The organism is Gloeothece verrucosa PCC 7822, from assembly GCF_000147335.1.
Taxonomy (GTDB): Bacteria; Cyanobacteriota; Cyanobacteriia; order Cyanobacteriales; family Microcystaceae; genus Gloeothece; species Gloeothece verrucosa.
Genome location: NC_014501.1, coordinates 3,040,972 through 3,055,638 on the forward strand (window position 1 = coordinate 3,040,972; position 14,667 = coordinate 3,055,638).

A 14,667-nucleotide genomic window follows, 5' to 3' on the forward strand; every position below is an offset into this window, starting at 1 on the left:
AACTGAGCTATAATTCTTATTTTACTTAATTAACCCATGAATGACCTGGCCGCCGATTGGAATCAAGTCCGAGCCACCTTTAAAAAAATTTGGGGCTATGAAGATTTCCGCCCCCCTCAAGGAGAAATCATTCAAACCTTATTAAACGCTAAAGACGCATTAATTGTCATGCCAACCGGCGGAGGAAAATCGATTTGTTTTCAACTTCCCGCCTTACTTAAAAGCGGCTTAACGTTAGTCATTTCTCCGTTAGTTGCCTTAATGGAAAATCAGGTACAAGAATTACAGCAACTTAACTTAAGTGCCGCTTTATTACATAATGAAATTCCGCGCAGCCAACGGAAAAAAACCTTACAAGCACTCGAAAAACAACAGCTTAAATTACTCTACCTTTCTCCAGAAACCTTACTTAGTACCCCCATCTGGGAAAGATTATCTCATCCCCAAGTTAAAATTAATGGAATTATCTTAGATGAGGCTCATTGTTTAGTCAATTGGGGAGATACTTTTAGGCCAGTCTATCGTCGTTTAGGAACCGTAAGACCGGCTTTATTACAGTCTAAACCCCCAGGAACAAAAATAGCAATTGCTGCCTTTACGGCTACGGCAAACCCCCAAGCACAAGGCATTATTACGGAAGTTTTGCAATTACAAACCCCTGAAACTTTTTTAATTAGTCCCTATAGAAATAATTTAAATCTGAGAGTTAAAATAACTGTCTCTCCTGGGTGTCGTCGTCATCAACTCTTAAAGTTTATTCAAAGTCAAGGAAAACAAGCCGGTTTAGTGTATGTTCGTTCCCGTAAAGACAGTGAAAACTTAAGCGAATGGTTACGGACATTAAATTATTCAACGGCGGCTTATCATGCCGGGTTAAGTTCGTCTGAAAGACGCTATATTGAGACAGGATGGTTAAACGATGATCTACAATTTGTCGTTTGTACGAGCGCGTTTGGCATGGGGATAAATAAAAGTAATGTTAGGTGGGTCATTCATTTCCAAGCGCCGCAATTATTATCAGAATATCTTCAAGAAGTGGGAAGAGGGGGAAGAGATGGAAAATCAACCGAAGCATTAACTTTAATGAGTGAACCTACAGGATGGTTAGATCCTACTGATCAACAACAATGGCGGTTTTTTGCGAATAAATTAGCTAAACAATATCAACAAGCACAACAAATTGCTAACAAAATCCCTGCCCAAGGAGAGATACAAACCATTGCAGAAGCATTGGCGGCAGGAGATATCTCTCTCGGTTTACTCCATAGTTTAGGTCAAGTGGAATGGTTAGACCCTTTTCAATATCAGCTAAAATTTAAAAATTCTTCGGCTTTGAATCAATCTAAAAATAATTCTCAACAAACCCAATTTGAAATGAAGCGATATTTAAATACAAAAAGATGTCGGTGGCAATTTTTACTTAATGCTTTTGGGTTTATTGAAGAAGCGACGGGGTTTAAATGTGGCCATTGTGATAATTGTCGTTAGTTATTAGTCATTAGTCATTGGTCATTAGTTATTAGTCATTGATGGTCGTAACTGATTAGTTATGATTGGTTGGTCATTGTCAGTTCTTAGCTTTTTAGCTGTTATTACTAATGACTAACAACTAATGACTACTGATTAACGATTGTTTTTTTTATCTTTCTCTTGGAGACGGCGATCGCGCCACTCTAAGGCCGTTAAATAGATAATACCGCCACTGACCAGCACCAAAAGCGCCGCAGCAACGATCACGAGGATGTTAAGGATAGAAGTTGTTTCCACTGTTCTAGAAACCGTTACGGCCCCATACCACCATAGCAATTGACCAAGTAAACAAAGCCAAAAGTCCAACCCAACCAAGTGCCAAAATATCCATAGTGTGCTTTTATTATTGAACGTCGATCTAAACTACTCCAATTATGATACTTCATATTGGAAGAGGTTTTGGATTGGGAGTTAGTCCTGTGTCAAATTTAGAACGGATAGAATCGATCAAAGCGGGTATTATTGGCGGTTTTACCTTTACGAGTGCTTACCTTCTGGTTACTCTGCTTAATAGTCTCAGCTTTAGCGTGGAGGTGGTTTTCGTTGGGGTAAGTCCTCTGCTAAAAGTGGCGATCGCCTTTTTGAGTGGGTTTCTCTTTGGCATCACTTACCGCTATATTATCCGCAGTGATGAAAATTCTCATTTAAAAGATGGTGCGGTGTTAGCTTTTGGGTTAGTACGGGGACTCGCCCCCATAGAAGCCGGTAGTTTTTTACTGGATGATTTTTGGTTGTTGAGTTTGCTTGGGGTTGAGAGTATTGTCTGTTTTGCGATTACTCGTTTGATTTTAGATGTGGCGCTTGATCGCCAATGGGTTAAACCTTTTAAAAGTTAATGATTTAAAATCAACCTAAATTCATCTATATATGGCCCTATCGACAGAGTTTGAGCGGGAATAATCCCCTTATAATTAACCCAAGTATCCCTACAATTCTCAATCTAACATTAGAGCTAGACAAGCTAAATCAAAATGAAACCCATTTATCTATCTCTAATCGGATTTATTTTCACCACAACCTGTATAGGGCTAAATTATTTTTCTTTTTTGGCTCCTGAGCCGGCTTTAGCTGTACAGTTAAGGGATGGAACAGTGGCTTTTGCTAAGTCTCCACTTCTTTTAGATTTTGTCACCACTCAGAATAATGTTCTGTCTTGGAGTGCTAGGTATTATGTAACTATCTTTATTCCAGAAGAGGCCGGAGAAAACTTATCTGAAGTCGCCATTGAGGAACGGGAAGGAAGTGAAAGAATAGTTTTTCTAGAAAACAAAACTTTTGCCTTTCAAGGCGTTAAAAAAAAGGAACAACAACCCTTATTTGTTACAGCTAGTATTGATGAAGAAAACCGGAGAATAATCAAAGTAAAATTTGATCCGCCTGTGCAACCTGGAGAGACAATTACCATCGGATTAAAACCTAGACAAAATCCTTGGTTTAGTGGTGTTTATATCTTTGGTGTAACCGCTTATCCTCAAGGAGAAAAAAGTCAAGGTATATATTTAGGCGTAGGACGGTTGCAATTTTATAGTCCTTTTTGGTAAAAATTTCGATTAAAAAACCCATCCTAAGTTAGAAAAAACTGAGATATAAAATTGATAATCTCAAGATATTAGATCTTAATTTATAAAGATTATTACTAACAGCAATAACCTTAATTATTGAAGAGTTACTGCTCTACTTTTTATGAGCCGGGAAACTTTTGCAGAGGCTTTAGCGTCTAGCTTGGAGACTTTTATGCCTCAATTAATCAAGGAAAGTAACAGCATGAAAAAATCTGCTTTAAAGCGTGGGAGTAAAATAGGAGGACTATCATTAGTCTTTTTAGCATTTTTTGCGGCTAATGGCTATACACAAACTCAATTTGAAGCAACTCCCCATGAAAGCAAAGCAGTGGAGTCTCAGGTTTCGGCTATCAATTCATCAGTTTTAGAGATAGCTCGACAAGTTACCGTGAGAATTTTTACTGACAAAAATTCCGGGTCTGGTGTTATTATTGGGCGCAGAGGGCAAACTTATCTAGTTTTAACTAACCACCATGTGATTGCCAGTAGTGCTGATAAGATTTATAAGGTCTTGAGTTCTGATGGAGTGACTCATGAAGCGGCTTTATTATCTGCTTCCTCAGCTAATTCTCTTGATGTTGCCTTTTTACAATTTACCAGTGATCGTTCCTATCAAGTGGCTGAGATGGGTAATAGTCAACAGTTATCGGTAGGAGAACCTCTACTAGCTGTGGGATTTCCTAATTGGTATTATCCTAACCCTAATCGCATTGAAAATACTCGTTCCTGGGGAAATAAAGCCTTTACAAGCAGTTGGGGAACTGTTGGGATGCTTCTTAATAGAAATATAGAGCGAGGTTATCAACTGGGTTATACCAACGATATTAAAGGGGGTATGAGTGGGGGGCCGATTTTTAATCGAGAGGGAAAATTAGTGGGAATCAACGGATTGATGAAATCACTCACCCAAGGTCACAAATCTATTACATTTAGTGACGGAACAAGGGCTTCACTAGAGCAAGCACAAGAAATACTCTCTCTTAATTGGGGCATTCCCATCGATAAAATCTCTCAGTTGCGGCAGTTTTCTAGTTTGGGTTTTTGAAAAGAGATAACAAACAAAAAGGAAAAAGGCAAACAAGGGTTTTATTTTACCTTTTTCCCGGTAATCTCTCTTATAAATAATACTTTTTAACTATTCTAAAATAGGACCTGTTGCGGCAGGCGTAAATGGTGAATTAACAAAAGCTTGGAACTTAGGTAAAACTTCATATTTTGCTACTTTCCACTTCCCATTTTCTCCGCTTAGTGTCATCACCACTGTTTGACGAGAAACTTTATTGACAGCAATCACTTTTTGTCCGTTCACTTTTCCGATTCGACTTAGCTCTGCAAAGCTTTCTATTCCTAGAGAATTTTTTAGATTAGTGACACGGTCTCGGATAGCTTGACAGCGACTTTCGGGAGTGTAAGCTCCTTTAGGGTTAGCGGAATGAAGGGTTTTTGTAAAGACTATATTCGGTTCGCCCTGCTGAAGGACTTTTGTTTGATCGGTAACGATATATAAAGAATTGTATGCGCTGGCATATTCCTGAATCTGTTGAGGGACTAAAGCGACTCCCCCTGATCCATCATTTACACAGGCTAAAATCTCCCGAGGTTGTTGAGGGATCAATTGTGATTCGTCTAATTGAGCTTTTGCACTATTAGCTAATCCTACTAAACCAATAGTAGCCAAAGCACCCACAGCAGTAAGTTTTAATAACTTATTCATGGTTGTTTTTTTTTTAATATGTGTGAGGAAAAGCAAAAATCGATATTTCTTTTTTAGCTTTTTTAAAACTCAAGTAGTAAAATTTGTAATATTTGTTTATATATTTTTTTTGTACGACTTTTTATAAAAAAAAGGCTTTTTTTTATTTAAAAAAATTAAAAAAAATTATCTATCGTTCTCAATAAAAACGCTATAGCAGTTAGTTTAATGTCTGCTTATTAACAAAGATATTTGATGTTTTCAATTAAAAAAGATTGTGTAATAAATACCTAGGTATAAATCAAGATGACTGTTTTCAGAAATCAGAATGGAAACGCTGATTACAAAAGAGAAGTAACTGGTAAAACTTTCCTATCCTCCTTAGCGGTTGCTATATTCGTGAAACAAAATGCCGCAAACAATAGCGAAGCGCAGAGCATTGCCTGCTGCCGCGCTTTTCAATTCCCTTGGTAAAGTGTGAACTGATTTTTTGTCTTGGTACTGAGAGATTTGTTTTCCCAAAATCCGGTTAACTTTGTGCTTTTAAATTGCGGGTAGGATCACCTAAAAAAACTTCTTTAGCGGAAGATTTTAGGAGAGAGGGTAAAACTTGCCAATGGCTGGCCAAACTTTGTAAAAGTTGGTCTTGATCGGCCCGAAACTTATCAATCTGAGGCGAGCCGGAATTCTGAATAGAAAACCAGACTAATCCTCGTTCTTGAGTGGGAATCACTCCGGCTAAAGCACTGACCTGAGCTAAAGTTCCGGTTTTGATAGCCACTCCTTGAGGAAGATGTCGCCATTTCATCGTTCCTTTTTTATCTAGTCCAGCTACAGGAAATAAATCAGCGAGAGTAATAGATTGTGGTTCATATTTGCGTTGAATCGCCATTAAAATTTGACAAACAGCTTGAGGAGAAATTCGGTTATCTACGCCTAAACCCGAGCCATTAATTAAACGAATTTCTTGAGGAGAAACTTGAGCCACCTGAATGGCAATTTGAGCCACCTTTTCGGCTCCCCCCACTGATTTAGCTAACATTTCCGCCATAGCATTATTACTATAAATATTCATTTGTTTAACCAGTTCTACGACAGTTAATGATTGATGGCGTAGGAGTAACTGCGCCCCCGTAGGAACAGTAGCACTCTCTTGAACTTTGCCGGTGATCACCAATTGAGGCCGATTAGGTTTTTGAGGCAGTTTTTGATATTCTTGTTCAACCCCAGAAGGCCATAGAGAACTATTTACACCCCGCATGAGCAGCGCCCCAGATACTTGAGGTGAGGACTGAAAATTCATAGAGAAATCACCAGTAATTACTAAATTTCCCTTGACTTGAGTAATTCCTAACTGATGGAGAGCATTGCCGAGAGCGATCGCCTCTTCCCAAACAAATAACGGATCGCCGCTACCTTCGATGATCAAATCTCCTTGTAAAATCCCCTTTTGGATTGCTCCTGTATGATAAATACGGGTTTCAAAACGATGAGCCGGTCCCCAAGTTTCCAAAGCCGCTAGAGTAGTGGCTATTTTGGTTAAAGAGGCAGCAGAAGCCGCCAAATTACTGCGGTGATTGGCTAATTCTGCCCACATAGATTGAATCCAGATGCCTTGAAGCTCAGGATTAATTCCCTGCTCGGATAGTTTTTGCAAATAGTCAGCCACAATTTTTTCAACGACGGGATCACCTTGAGTGGGTACAGCAAAAATGGCCTCTTGCTGCCAGTCCATCAAGGGCATAGCTTGTAAAGGGGTCGGTGAATGTCCAAACAATTGTAAAAAAAAGCTAAGTAAACCTATACTAAGACTCTCTAGCATCTTTAACATCCTCACGTCATCATTATTTTATAGATGGATGATAAAATCTTTAAGGCTTCATATCACTTTAGGCAATGGCATCAACTCGCGCAAGAATTGCAGTAGACGCTATGGGTGGCGATTTTGCCCCCAATCAAATCATCGCTGGAGCGATCCGAGCTTCAGCCGAACTGGATGTAGATGTACTGTTAGTCGGAGATTCACAACAGATTGAATCTTATCTTCAGCATCATCATCATCCGAGCAATGTAGAAATTGTCCACGCGGACGGGGTTGTCACTATGGACGAAGAACCCTTAACCGCTATTCGACGTAAACCGAATGCGTCGATTAACGTGGCAATGGATTTAGTTAAAGACAAAAGGGCTGATGCTGTGGTTTCAGCCGGACACTCTGGGGCAGCTATGGCATCGGCCTTACTGCGTTTAGGTCGTCTTAAAGGCATTGATCGCCCGGCTATCGGTGCTGTTTTTCCCACCATCTTAGCTGGAAAATCAGTGATTGTTTTGGATGTTGGCGCAAATGTGGATAGTCGTCCCAAATATCTTGAGCAATTTGCCCTGATGGGGACAATTTACAGCAAATACGTCATGGCAGTAGAAGACCCCAAAGTCGGTTTACTCAACATTGGCGAAGAATCTTCCAAGGGAAATGATTTAGCGCTAAGAACCTATCAACTTTTAGAAGCTAATGAAAAAATTCCTTTTATCGGCAATGCAGAAGGACGAGATGTTTTATCAGGTCGTTTCGATGTGATTGTCTGTGATGGTTTTGTGGGAAATGTGTTGCTTAAGTTCGCAGAAGCGGTGGGCGAAGTGATGCTACAAATCATCAAAGAAGAGTTACCCCAAGGCATTCGGGGTCAACTCGGTACAGCCTTATTAAAACCTAATCTCAAACGACTCAAGCAACGGATTGATCACGCAGAACATGGAGGTGCTTTACTGTTTGGTGTAGGCGGAGTCTGTATTATTAGTCATGGCAGTTCACAAGCTCCCTCTATTTTTAATGCGATTCGCCAGGCTAAAGACGCGATTGATAATCAAGTCTTAGAACGTATTCAGGCATACAATGAAGAACATCAACAAGAAACCCAAACTAATACAGAAACCGTAAACCAGTGAATAATTAACAGTAAACAGGGAATAATAAATAATAAGCAGAGAAAAATCAAAAACTGACTTCAAGCGGCTCCCACGTCTGTTGACCATACAGATGTATTAGAGACTTGATCTCTGACAAGCTGCCATATCAGTTTGATTGGTTATGACAATTAAATCTTAAGCAAGGGAGAAAAAGGCTTGAAATATACTCAGCAAGGAATCGCTATCACTGGCTGCGGTTCGGCAACACCAAAACAAATTCTCAGCAATGAAGACCTTTCCCAGATGGTCGACACCTCTGATGAATGGATTAAAACCCGCACAGGAATATCCACAAGACATTTGGCTTCTTTAGATAATTCTTTGAGTCAATTAGGTGCTAAAGCCGCCAGTCAAGCTCTTTCAATGGCGGGACTAGAAGCCAGCGAAATTGACCTGATTGTTTTAGCTACCTCTACTGCGGATGATTTATTTGGCAGTGCTTGTCAAATACAAAGCCTACTCGGTGCCTCTCGCGCTGTGGCCTTTGATTTAACTGCTGCTTGCTCGGGCTTTGTGTTTGGCTTAATCACTGTGGCTCAATTTATTCGTATGGGAGTTTATCGAAATGTCCTGTTGATAGGAGGAGATATTCTCTCTCGCTGGGTAGATTGGTCAGATAGAAATAGCTGTGTTTTGTTTGGAGATGGCGCTGGTGCTGTGGTGTGTCAAGCCACTGAAAGCCGCGATGGCCTATTAGGGTTTGAGATGTGCAGCGATGGAAATTACAATAGTTTTCTGAATTTAGCCTATCAACCCCAATCTAAATCCCTTGTTCATGAGGTGTCTATCGCTCAGGGCGGCTATGAATTTATTACTATGAACGGACGCGAGGTTTATCGTTTTGCCGTTGCTAAAGTCCCAGAAGTTATAGAAAAAGCCTTATATCGGGCTGAACTTGGTACAGATGATGTTGACTGGTTGATTTTACATCAGGCTAATCAACGCATTATGGATGCCGTAGCCAGCCGTTTAAATATTCCCGATGAAAAAGTAATTAGTAATGTAGCCAACTATGGAAATACTTCCGCCGCTTCTATTCCTCTGGCTTTAAATGAGGCTGTCCGCAATGGAAAAATCCAACCTGGCAATATTATTGCTATTTCTGGGTTTGGTGCTGGACTGACTTGGGGAGCCGCCATTTTTCAATGGGGAAATTAATCGTTAATAGTTAACAGTTAACGGGGAATAGTTAATAGTTAGCCACCCTCAGTAATCAGTTTTAACTAATAACTAATCACTAATGACTAATCACTAATGACTAATCACTAATCACTAATGACTAAAATCGCTTGGGTATTTCCCGGACAAGGTTCACAAACAGTAGGGATGGGAGTAGATTTAAAAGATACTCTCACCGGTAAAACGAAATTTGAACAAGCAGAAAAGATCTTAGGCTGGTCTGTATTAGATAAATCTGTTAGTAACGAAGAAGAATTATCTTTAACCCTTTATACTCAGCCGACTTTATATGTGATCGAGGCAATTTTGGCCGACTTGCTGCAAGAAAATGGAGAATTTCCCCAGATCGTGGCCGGTCACAGCTTAGGAGAATATTCGGCTTTGTATGCGGCTAGAGTCTTCGATTTTGAAACGGGATTAAATCTAGTCAAATGTAGAGCCGAACTGATGAGTTCTGCTTCTGGTGGAAAAATGGTGGCTTTGATGAAATTTGATCGCCCTTCTTTAGATCAAATCATTGAAGATACACCGGATGTCGTCCTAGCTAATGATAATAGTGAGCAACAGGTAGTCATTTCCGGAATCCCGGCAGGGGTGGATCAGGTTTGCTCTCAAATTAAGGCAAAACGAGCCGTGCCTTTAAAAGTGGGTGGGGCGTTTCACTCTCCTTTTATGGACGAGGCTTCTCAACAGTTTCAAGCTGTTTTGGAATCTGTTAGTTTTGCTGATGCTAAAGTTCCTGTGTTATCTAATGTCGATCCTACCCCAGCTACTAATGCAGAAATTTTAAAACAGCGCTTAAGAGCGCAAATGACTGGTTCAGTACGCTGGCGCGAAATTATGGCACAGTTATCTGTTCAAGAAGTTACTCAGGTGGTGGAAGTGGGACCCGGTAAAGTATTGACGGGTTTAATTAAAAGAGACTGTCCTGATATCCTTTTGAGAAATGTCAGTGCTTTAGAAAATATCCACCTTTAATAAGCATCGACATTAGCCGCTTGAGCAATTTTTTTCTCTTTCCCCCCCTGCCGGGGGGGTAGGGGAGTATCATCCCAGGGGAAAAGCGGAAACCCTCGTTACCAAGCCATTACAGGTGTCTTAAGTCCGACCAACTGTTCACTTAATTCCCACAGCCGCACGGCTTTTGCATCATCTCCGGCTTGCGTAGAAACCTTTTGCACAAAGGCTTGACCATTCTTTTTCTGTCTATTTCCCCAACTCCAATAGACACCAGATTGAGCAAAATCCGGCTCGGCCACGACCTGAGCAACTCTTTGACCGGATAACTCTTCAGAAACAAATCCCCCAGTAATGTACTTTTGGAACAGAGGGAAATACTTTTGAAACTTAGGATAGTGATTGCGGAATAAGGCAGTGGTTGCCACACATCCCGGATAGAGAGAATTGAATATAATGCCAGTGGAGGCATGATAACGACGATGTAATTCTCTCATAGTCAAGATATTACACACTTTACTGTCTTTATAGGCTTTGACTGGCTCAAATGCTTTACCATCAATCATTGAGTAAGGCGCTTTGAAACCTGCGGCAAAACCCTGTAAATTTCCTAAATCTGGGCGAGGGGGAATTTTGCCGCCTAGTTCATTCGGGTTGTGGGTAACAGTGCCCAAAATAACCAATTTTGCCGGTTTTACTGCGGATTGCTTGAGGTCATCCAACATCAGATTACACAGCAGGAAATGCCCCAAGTGATTAGTTGCCATCGTTAATTCATATCCGTCCGGACTCCATAAGGGTTCCTTTAACAGAGGCATATAAATGGCGGCATTACAGACTAAAGCATCTAAAGGACGACTGAGTGCCCTAAAATACTTGACAAACTCTCGAACACTCTGTAAAGAGGCTAAATCAATATAAATAATGTTATAGCTATCGGCGGGCATTCCCACTTCTTGGGCGACTCGTTTGGTTTTTTCGATATCCCGACAAGCCATCACCACATACCACCCCAAATCAGCAAGGGCTTTGGCGGCTTGTAAACCCACCCCGGAAGAGGCTCCAGTAATGATCGCCGTTGACTTACGTTGTTGTTCCATTCTCCTACAGATTTTTAATAACCTTATTCACTGTTTCTAGGATCTCATAGGTTGTTCGCTCTCAAATATTATTTTTTTTTAATTTACATAGAGCCTCAGCTATGCCAAGGCTAGAAAAAAATCTTAGAGAGCGATCACTCCTTATCAGACACATAACTTTAATGAATGTCCACCTACTTAGTCAATCATTGCATGGCTTTGATGAACTTTATCAATCTATGCTTGGCTCCGAAACAAATTCTGCTTTAAAAAGATAAAGCAAATTCCCACTGTTGCTAACTGAGCCGAAGTAATTAATATTATCTGTTTAACCACAAAATCTGCTGCCGATACTGATATTACTGAAAAACTTGTCGTTAAAAACTCTGCGGATACAGCAAGAAGAAGCCAAAAAATTATTTTTTTATCAAATGCTAAATACGACAAAACTGCATAATTTCCCAAAGGAATCAGGCAAAGCAGCAGTAAGAAATCAGACTTTTTCAATTTTTTACAAATGTTAATCCAGGCAGAAAGTAGCTGAAACAGTGTAAAAAGAAAAATCAGCATCGCCAGAATAAAAATCTGTACAACCAGCGATGGCGAAAACATAAACGGCGAAATAATGTAAATCACAGGACTGGAATATAATAAAATAGTCAATAACACGGGATTTTTTCTATTTCCTGCTTTAAAAGCTGCGTACTGTCCTAAGATAGGAATCCAAGCAAACCAAGCCTTTTTAACTTTACATCTCTGAAAAATTTTCCAACGTAAAAAATTAACAATTATGTAATCTATGATATAAATAATATAAAATAAAATTTCTGGAACTACTTCTGTTTTACCACTACTATAATTTTGTTGTGCCAGGAAGATTGGTAATATGGTGATCAGGGTAGAATTGACTATTGATAATCCAGTTATAGTTAACATTTTTGCGTATTATCCCCAATAAAATTTTATTCAATAAAAGGGACTTCCTACTATCAGTTATATTCGATACAAGTCTCTGAATGTCAAGGCTATACTGCTAACTAGGTATAAATCTTAATAATCAATATAAATTAAAAAATTGCAATATATATTTTTATTTAAAAATTTATTTTTATATCATTTACTATAAGTCATGACTAATATAGCTTCCTGTAAACCCTTAATTAATAAGGGGGACGAAACAAGTATTGCCTTTAGAGCAGACCTTAAGGAAATTGGGGATAAAACTTAAAAATAAGTGTAGTTTTATAAACTGAAAGTAAAGTTAAAATAAGGATACTGATCCCTAAAAATTAAGTTAAACTTAAGATTTTATTTTTACCCTTAAAAATTGTCATAATTCATGAAAGAAGCAGGAAAACGGTGCATCAAAGCGGGTAAAACACGACAGGGAGTTTTGTCTTGTAAATTGTTAGTTTGTCCAGTGCGAAAAACACTCCAACGAAAGGGCCCTTGTTTAGCCGCAGACATCCATAATAATCGTTTAGCTCTCGTCATCGCCACATATAATAAGCGAAATTCTTCGGCCTCTTTGAGCTTATTGGCTTCTTCCCAAGCCTTGAGGGGGTCGGGAATACGCGGTAAAATATCTGGGTTTTGATACTGAGAATGAACGGCTGCTCGAATTTGCGCCCGGGCGACTTCAGCTAAAGTAAAATCTCCTAGAAATTTGGCGGCTGTGGGAACCCAAGGTTTACCGGGTAAAACATCATCATGCAAAAAAGGAATAAACACATAATCCCAATCTAATCCTTTAGCTTTGTGCATGGTAATAATGGTTAATTGTTTGGCACGAGTATATTGATCATCATTATCTTCTTCTATGGCTTCAAATCGCTCTGAATTGACAATTTCACTGAGAGCGGCTAAAATAGTTTTAAGAGAACTATTACCCACAATTTCTTGATTAATTCTATCGGCTAATTTTTGCACCGTAGCTAATTCTGAACCCGAATACTTTAAAGTCATTCCTAAAAAAGTAATCAAATAATAATGCGGCAATTCTATTTTAGAGCGCAGTAAATTACAACAATAACGACGCGCTTGTTCTACCGGCGGTTTTTGGGGAGGTTCTAAAGGACTGGGATAAAGGAATTGTTCTGGATAAGTGACTAAAGCATTTAAATCTTGAGCCGGAATTAGACCGCGTTGTTCTAAAATTTCTAAAGCCGCTTTTAAATTATCTGGTGAATGAGGGCGATCTAAAAACAGCAGGAGTTTTAGCATTTCTAGGGGAATTTGAGAAGAACGATCTACCTCAGAAACTTCATAAACTCGGATTTGATGTTGTTTCGGTAAATGGGCCAATTGTTCGGCTAAAAATCGTCCTTGACGGTTTTCTCTGACTAAAATAGCGGCATTATGTTTAGGGTTAGCCTCCAATAATTCAACGACTCGTTGTTCAATTAACTTAACCGTTTCAAAAATATCTTTTGGTGTATAAATTTCTAATCCTTGGCCTACAGGTTGAGGGTTAGCATCGGGTTGAGGATCATCAGCCGTAACAAGATTAATATCTTGTAGCCGAAAGGGTAATTGAGAATTATTCATCGAGACTTGAGGTGTATTCCCTCGAGTTTTTGCCCCTTTTTGCCATGTCTGACAAATCCAATGTAAGACAAAATTAGCGGCTTTAATAATAATTTCACTACTTCGTCCGGCTTGGTCCATCGTCGCGAGTTTGCCCTCTGTATGGCAGGTGCTACAAAACCAGTTGAAATACACCGGATCAGCCGGCGTAAAGGTGGAATTAATCGCTTGATTAGGGTCACCCACTCGGATTAAATTAGGAGGTGCATGGGGATTTTTGGGGTCAGTGGCTAGTAGAGTAATCAGTTTTTCTTGTAGCGGACTAGAGTCTTGGGCTTCATCTTCGAATACCCCGAAAACTAAATTTTGCCAATGTTGACGAATACCAGGGTCTTCAAGTACCCGTAAAGCGGCTAAAATCATATCATCATAATCAATATAATCCCGTGAGCGCATTAATCGCTCATACTGTTCATATAAACCGGCGGCTACGGCTAAAGTTTGATAGGGATCTTGAGTGTAAGAGCTTAATTCCCAGACATCTTGGGGTGATCTTGCTGAACTTTTCGCCTCTCGAACGACGGTATAGGTCAAACTCGGTAATACTTCTGTTCTTAACACGGACTGACGGCGTAATCTTTCGGTTTCTTCTCCGTCAAATTGCAACCCCTCTAATAAGACTTGATAGCGCCCAGGCGTGGAAGCGATCCATTGTTCTACACAAGCGCGGATGATTCGATGACTCGGGGTTGGGATAATAATGGTAGAAGTGTCTAAATTTAATGCTGATAAGTCCGGATGGCGAGTGGCAATTTGTAGGGCTAACCCGTGTAAGGTTTGAACAGTAAAGCCGCTTTGAGGCAATTTTAACTCTTTGAGACGTTCTCGAATTTTCGTTTTAATACTGGAGGCGGCTGAACGGGTATAAGTTACGATGACTAACTGCTTTCTGGCGTGGAGTTGATAACCGGCGATCGCTAAAGCGGCGGCTACTGATAAACTATGAGATTTGCCGGCCCCCGGCACCGCCGAAACGGCCATTCTTCCGCCCTTCCAGTCTGCTAAACTTCGTTGTCCAATACGTAAGCTATCCCGTAATAATTTTAGTTGTTCTTCTTGTTGATGGATCGAGGGCGGTATCAAGCTCATAAACGAATGCTGTCGGACTCAGTAA

General features: G+C 39.9%; 14 protein-coding genes. 7 read left to right on the forward strand and 7 right to left on the reverse strand.

Annotation, left to right across the window (positions count from 1 at the left end; translation table 11 throughout):
* Window positions 1-36: 36 nt before the first annotated feature.
* Window positions 37-1,488 carry a RecQ family ATP-dependent DNA helicase gene (locus CYAN7822_RS13360; RefSeq protein WP_013322804.1) on the forward strand — a complete coding sequence of 484 codons (1,452 nt, stop codon included), beginning with the start codon at window positions 37-39 and terminating at the stop codon, window positions 1,486-1,488.
* Between the two features lie 135 nt (window positions 1,489-1,623).
* On the opposite strand, the gene CYAN7822_RS38665 is transcribed toward CYAN7822_RS13360, so the two are convergent.
* On the reverse strand, window positions 1,624-1,767 hold the full coding sequence (locus tag CYAN7822_RS38665; RefSeq protein ID WP_173362889.1) for a hypothetical protein: 144 nt from the start codon (window positions 1,765-1,767) through the stop codon (window positions 1,624-1,626).
* A gap of 4 nt (window positions 1,768-1,771) precedes the next feature.
* Window positions 1,772-1,861: a cytochrome b6-f complex subunit PetN gene (petN, locus tag CYAN7822_RS35700; protein ID WP_071881422.1), complete on the reverse strand. Its 90-nt coding sequence runs from the start codon at window positions 1,859-1,861 to the stop codon at window positions 1,772-1,774.
* A 43-nt stretch (window positions 1,862-1,904) separates the two neighbouring features.
* On the opposite strand from petN, the gene CYAN7822_RS13370 reads away from it, so the two are divergent.
* The 3 genes from CYAN7822_RS13370 to CYAN7822_RS13380 all read left to right on the forward strand — a co-directional run bounded on the left by CYAN7822_RS13370 (window position 1,905) and on the right by CYAN7822_RS13380 (window position 4,137).
* Window positions 1,905-2,366: a hypothetical protein gene (locus tag CYAN7822_RS13370; protein ID WP_013322805.1), complete on the forward strand. Its 462-nt coding sequence runs from the start codon at window positions 1,905-1,907 to the stop codon at window positions 2,364-2,366.
* Window positions 2,367-2,501: 135 nt separating this feature from the next.
* A complete protein-coding gene (locus CYAN7822_RS13375) occupies window positions 2,502-3,071 on the forward strand; it encodes a DUF2808 domain-containing protein (protein ID WP_013322806.1) in 570 nt (189 codons plus the stop codon).
* 223 nt (window positions 3,072-3,294) lie between these two features.
* Window positions 3,295-4,137 (forward strand): S1 family peptidase, encoded by an 843-nt coding sequence (locus tag CYAN7822_RS13380; RefSeq protein ID WP_041933719.1) that lies wholly within the window; start codon window positions 3,295-3,297, stop codon window positions 4,135-4,137.
* A gap of 90 nt (window positions 4,138-4,227) precedes the next feature.
* Here the strand turns inward: CYAN7822_RS13380 and CYAN7822_RS13385 are convergent, their stop codons facing one another.
* Both CYAN7822_RS13385 and CYAN7822_RS13390 read right to left on the reverse strand, forming a co-directional pair.
* Window positions 4,228-4,806, reverse strand: a complete 579-nt coding sequence (locus CYAN7822_RS13385) for a COP23 domain-containing protein (RefSeq protein ID WP_013322808.1) — start codon at window positions 4,804-4,806, stop codon at window positions 4,228-4,230.
* A gap of 508 nt (window positions 4,807-5,314) precedes the next feature.
* Complete coding sequence (locus CYAN7822_RS13390) at window positions 5,315-6,607, reverse strand: D-alanyl-D-alanine carboxypeptidase/D-alanyl-D-alanine-endopeptidase (protein WP_013322809.1); 1,293 nt, start codon at window positions 6,605-6,607, stop codon at window positions 5,315-5,317.
* Between the two features lie 74 nt (window positions 6,608-6,681).
* Here CYAN7822_RS13390 and plsX point away from each other — a divergent pair, with 74 nt between their 5' ends.
* The 3 genes from plsX (at window position 6,682) to fabD (ending at window position 9,909) form a co-directional block, all read left to right on the forward strand.
* Window positions 6,682-7,731, forward strand: a complete 1,050-nt coding sequence (plsX, locus tag CYAN7822_RS13395) for a phosphate acyltransferase PlsX (RefSeq protein WP_013322810.1) — start codon at window positions 6,682-6,684, stop codon at window positions 7,729-7,731.
* A gap of 177 nt (window positions 7,732-7,908) precedes the next feature.
* Window positions 7,909-8,910, forward strand: a complete 1,002-nt coding sequence (locus CYAN7822_RS13400) for a beta-ketoacyl-ACP synthase III (protein WP_013322811.1) — start codon at window positions 7,909-7,911, stop codon at window positions 8,908-8,910.
* Window positions 8,911-9,027: 117 nt separating this feature from the next.
* Window positions 9,028-9,909, forward strand: coding sequence for an ACP S-malonyltransferase (gene fabD / locus CYAN7822_RS13405; RefSeq protein WP_013322812.1), 882 nt, complete (start codon window positions 9,028-9,030; stop codon window positions 9,907-9,909).
* Between the two features lie 98 nt (window positions 9,910-10,007).
* Here the strand turns inward: fabD and CYAN7822_RS13410 are convergent, their stop codons facing one another.
* The 3 genes from CYAN7822_RS13410 to CYAN7822_RS13420 all read right to left on the reverse strand — a co-directional run bounded on the left by CYAN7822_RS13410 (window position 10,008) and on the right by CYAN7822_RS13420 (window position 14,642).
* Window positions 10,008-10,988, reverse strand: a complete 981-nt coding sequence (locus tag CYAN7822_RS13410; RefSeq protein WP_013322813.1) for a protochlorophyllide reductase — start codon at window positions 10,986-10,988, stop codon at window positions 10,008-10,010.
* A 216-nt stretch (window positions 10,989-11,204) separates the two neighbouring features.
* Window positions 11,205-11,903 carry a hypothetical protein gene (locus CYAN7822_RS13415; protein ID WP_013322814.1) on the reverse strand — a complete coding sequence of 233 codons (699 nt, stop codon included), beginning with the start codon at window positions 11,901-11,903 and terminating at the stop codon, window positions 11,205-11,207.
* A 384-nt stretch (window positions 11,904-12,287) separates the two neighbouring features.
* Window positions 12,288-14,642 (reverse strand): ATP-dependent helicase, encoded by a 2,355-nt coding sequence (locus tag CYAN7822_RS13420; protein ID WP_013322815.1) that lies wholly within the window; start codon window positions 14,640-14,642, stop codon window positions 12,288-12,290.
* Window positions 14,643-14,667 lie beyond the last annotated feature (25 nt).